Origin of the sequence: Clavibacter lycopersici (genome assembly GCF_003576405.1) — a bacterium.
Classification (GTDB): Bacteria; Actinomycetota; Actinomycetes; order Actinomycetales; family Microbacteriaceae; genus Clavibacter; species Clavibacter lycopersici.
Map to the genome: position 1 here is coordinate 1 of NZ_QWGT01000254.1, position 3,749 is coordinate 3,749.

Below are 3,749 nucleotides of genomic sequence, written 5' to 3' on the forward strand. Positions count from 1 at the left end.
CCCGGCGCGTCGCGGCGCGGCGCCCGCCACGCCCGAGGCCGATCGGGGCGGGCGACGGGGAGCGCGGATGTGGCAGTCTGGCGCCCTCGGATCCCCCGGCCACGCGGGTGTGGGACCCTGGCGGCAGGGCCGGAGCGCGATCCGCACCGCCCACGCACGACAGAGGGGATCCACCATGGACCAGCACGCCGATCAGGACGCCGACCAGCCGACGACCCCGGGCCCGACCGAGGAGCCCACCCCCGAGGCCGTCGAGGAGTTCGAGCGCCTCGCCGTCCTGCGCATGGGCGGCCAGGACATCGAGGGCGCACTCGACGAGCTGCCCGACGCCGACGCCCGCGAGGTGGCCGAGGTCGCCATCGACCGCGTCGTCCGCGGGTACGAGAACCTGTAGCGGATCCACGTCGACCGGGCTCCCGCCGCCCGGCAGACCGGCACCTCCGTCGCGCCTACCGCCCGGTGAGCCGCGCGATGAGCTCCCGGTACCGCTCGGCCGTCCGCTCCACGATCTCCTGCGGGAGCACGGGCGGCGTGCCCGTGCGATCCCAGTTCGCCGACAGCCAGTCCCGCACGATCTGCTTGTCGAAGCTGTCCGTGCGGTTGCCCGTCGCGTACGCCTCCGCGTCCCAGTAGCGCGACGAGTCGCTCGTGAGCACCTCGTCCGCCAGCGTCGTGATCCCCGTGCGCGGGTCGATCCCGAACTCGAACTTGGTGTCCGCGAGGATCACGCCGCGCTCCTCGGCGATGGCCGACGCGCGGCGGTACACGTCGAGCGAGAGGTCGCGCAGGCGGGCCGCCTCCTCGTGCCCCACGAGCTCCTCGGTGCGCGCGAACGTGATGTTCTCGTCGTGCTCGCCCTGCGGCGCCTTCCACGCGGGCGTGTAGATCGGCTCCGGGAGGCGGTCGCCCTGCTGGAGGCCGGCCGGCAGCGGGATGCCGCACACCGTGCCGTGCTGCCGGTACTCCTCCCAGCCGGATCCCGCGAGGTAGCCGCGCACGACGCACTCGATGGGCAGCATCTCGAGCACCTGGCAGAGCATCGCGCGCCCGGCCACGGCCTCGGGGATCCCGATGCGGTCGAGGGTCGCGCGGTCGACGAGGTGGTCGGGGATGCCGTCGAGCTGGTCGAACCACCACAGGCTGAGCTGGGTGAGGAGCTCGCCCTTGTGCGGGATCCCGGGCTCGAGCGCGAAGTCGTACGCGCTCACCCGGTCGGTCGCCACGACGAGCACGTGCGGCTCGCCCTCGAGCGCGCGGTCGTCGGTGTCGTCGACGGCGGGGCTGAAGAGCTCCCGCACCTTGCCCGAGTACGCGTGGTCCCAGCCGGGCAGGTCCCATTCGCTCGCGTGGCCCGCGGGAACGAGCGCGCTCATCGGATGACCTGCGCGGCGATGTCCGTGCGGTGCTGCGATCCGTCGAGCTCGATCAGCCCGACGGCCTCGTACACGCGCGACCTCGCCTCCTCGAACCCGCGACCCGTCGCGACCACGCTCAGCACGCGCCCGCCGGTGGCGACCAGGCCGGCGTCGGACTCGGCGGTGGCCGCGTGCGCGATGCTCACGCCCGACACCCGCTCGGCGTCCTCGACGCCGGTGATGACGCGGCCGGTCCGCGGCGACTCCGGGTACCCCTCGCTCGCGACCACGACCGTGACCGCGACGTCGTCCGAGAACTCCGGCCGGGCGACCCCGCCGAGCTCGCCCGATGCGGCCGCGAGCAGCAGCTGCGAGAGCGGCGTGACGAGGCGGGGCAGCACGACCTGCGTCTCCGGATCCCCGAACCGCGCGTTGAACTCGATGACCCGGATCCCGTCCGCGGTGAGGATGAGGCCGCAGTAGAGGAGCCCGATGAACGGCGTCTGCTCCTCCGCGAGCTTCCGCACGGTCGGCAGCGCGATGGTGTCGATGACCTCGTCGACGAAGCCGTCCGGCAGCCACGGCAGCGGCGAGTACGCGCCCATGCCGCCCGTGTTGGGACCCGCGTCGCCGTCGCCGAGGCGCTTGTAGTCCTGCGCGGGGGAGAGCGGGACCACGTCGTGCCCGTCGGAGAGGAGGAACAGCGACACCTCCTGCCCGGCGAGGAACTCCTCGACGAGCACGGTGCCCTGGCCGAGGTAGTGCCGGGCGTGCTCGAGGGCGAGCGTGCGGTCGGCCGTGACCAGCACGCCCTTGCCCGCGGCGAGGCCGTCGGCCTTGATGACGTAGGGGGCGCCGTACTCGTCGAGCGCGGCCTCGACCTCGTCGACGGTGCCGGCCTGGGCGGCGCGGCCCGTGGGGACGCCCGCCTCCTCCATGATGCGCTTGGCGAAGGTCTTGGATCCCTCGAGCGCTGCGGCGGCCCGACCCGGCCCGAACACCGGGATGCCGCGCGTGCGGAGCGCGTCCGCGACCCCGGCGACGAGCGGCGCCTCCGGCCCCACGACCACGAGCTCGAAGCCCTCCGAGAGGGCGTGCTCCGCGACCACGCCCGGGTCGTCGATGTCCATCTTCACGACCGGCACGACGCGCGCGATCCCCGCGTTGCCGGGCGCCGCGACGATCTCGTGGCCCGCGTCCTCCCGGAGCAGGGCCGTGACGATGGCGTGCTCGCGCGCACCGGAACCGAGTACCAGGATCTTCACGCCCCCACCCTATCGACGCGGGACCCGCCGGACCGGGCCCCGGGGAGCGTCCGCGAGGAGCGTCCGCGAGCGTGCCGCATCCGCGCCCCTGGGGAGGGGGAGCGGAGGGCGGGAGCCGACCCGCCGCGGGAACGGGGTGGGTCGGCTCCCTGCCGCGCCGGCGTTCTTCGGGTCCGCCGACGGGCACGTCGTCCCGCCCTCCCGGCGCGGGGGAGGCGACGGGAGGGAGGACGTCCTGCTGTGCCGAGCGGGGCGTGTCACCGCTGGGCACTTCCATACAAGGTAATGGATGTCCCCCAAAGGACGGACACGGCGCGACGCCCCATTTGGAGGGGTGCGGCGAGCGGCGGCGGACGGCCGGGCGTCCGCCGCTCTGGCATCCTGGGACGATGGCCAAGGCGCGCATCCACCCCACCGTCGGACAGCCCGCCGTGCGGGCCGCGCTCGCCCAGGGCGCCGACGCCGACCGGGAGACGCGCGCCACCGCCGTCCGCTTCCTGCTGCAATCGCTGGCGGATCTCGCCCCCGGCGGCACCGTCGAGGTGCGCGTCCCGCCGTTCGGCGCCGTGCAGTGCATCGAGGGCCCCGGCCACACGCGCGGCACGCCGCCCAACGTCATCGAGACGGATCCCGCCACCTGGATCGCGCTCGCCACGGGCGGCACGAGCTGGGAGGCCGGCGTCGAGGCGGGCGCCGTGCGCGCCTCCGGGCTCCGCGCCGACCTCCGCGGCCTGCTCCCCGTGCCGTGGGAGCTCCCCGCCGACCGCTGAGCGGCGATCGCCGCCGCCGCGGTTCGTGCCGTGCCGGTGGTGCGGGGGATGATGGAGCCATGACCGACGCCCGACCCCAGCCCGACGACGAGCGCCGCACCGAGGTCCTCGTGCGGCGGTCCCCCCGCTACTTCCGCTTCATGGGCGTCGGCGCCGTGCTCGGCATCGTCGTGGCGATGGTCCTCACGCTCACCTTCCCGCCGAACCCCGAGTTCTCGGAGGCCCAGGTCCTGGCGTTCCTGGCGCTGTTCGCGGTCGTCCTGTTCGGCGGCCTGGCCGCGCTCCTCGCGCTGGCGCTCGACCGGGCGGCGTCGCGCCGGTCCCGCGTGCTCACGGCCGAGCGCGAGCGGGGCGAGCCG

General features: G+C 74.9%; 5 protein-coding genes. 3 read left to right on the top strand and 2 right to left on the bottom strand.

Annotated elements, in window-relative coordinates; all coding sequences use genetic code 11:
* The first annotated feature begins 175 nt into the window (after positions 1 to 175).
* The gene (locus tag DZG00_RS13310; RefSeq protein WP_119382760.1) at positions 176 to 394 is read left to right on the top strand and encodes a hypothetical protein; all 219 of its coding nucleotides are present in this window, start codon (positions 176 to 178) and stop codon (positions 392 to 394) included.
* 55 nt (positions 395 to 449) lie between these two features.
* On the opposite strand, the gene DZG00_RS13315 is transcribed toward DZG00_RS13310, so the two are convergent.
* Positions 450 to 1,373 carry a phosphoribosylaminoimidazolesuccinocarboxamide synthase gene (locus DZG00_RS13315; protein WP_119382761.1) on the bottom strand — a complete coding sequence of 308 codons (924 nt, stop codon included), beginning with the start codon at positions 1,371 to 1,373 and terminating at the stop codon, positions 450 to 452.
* Complete coding sequence (gene purD, locus DZG00_RS13320; protein WP_119382762.1) at positions 1,370 to 2,620, bottom strand: phosphoribosylamine--glycine ligase; 1,251 nt, start codon at positions 2,618 to 2,620, stop codon at positions 1,370 to 1,372. The genes DZG00_RS13315 and purD overlap by 4 nt, the downstream gene beginning before the upstream one ends.
* A 389-nt stretch (positions 2,621 to 3,009) precedes the next feature.
* Between purD and DZG00_RS13325 the strand changes: the two genes are divergently transcribed.
* Positions 3,010 to 3,390 carry a sterol carrier family protein gene (locus tag DZG00_RS13325; protein WP_119382763.1) on the top strand — a complete coding sequence of 127 codons (381 nt, stop codon included), beginning with the start codon at positions 3,010 to 3,012 and terminating at the stop codon, positions 3,388 to 3,390.
* Positions 3,391 to 3,449: 59 nt separating this feature from the next.
* Positions 3,450 to 3,749, top strand: a 300-nt coding sequence (locus tag DZG00_RS13330) for a hypothetical protein (protein WP_119455717.1), incomplete at its 3' end; no start/stop codon positions are given.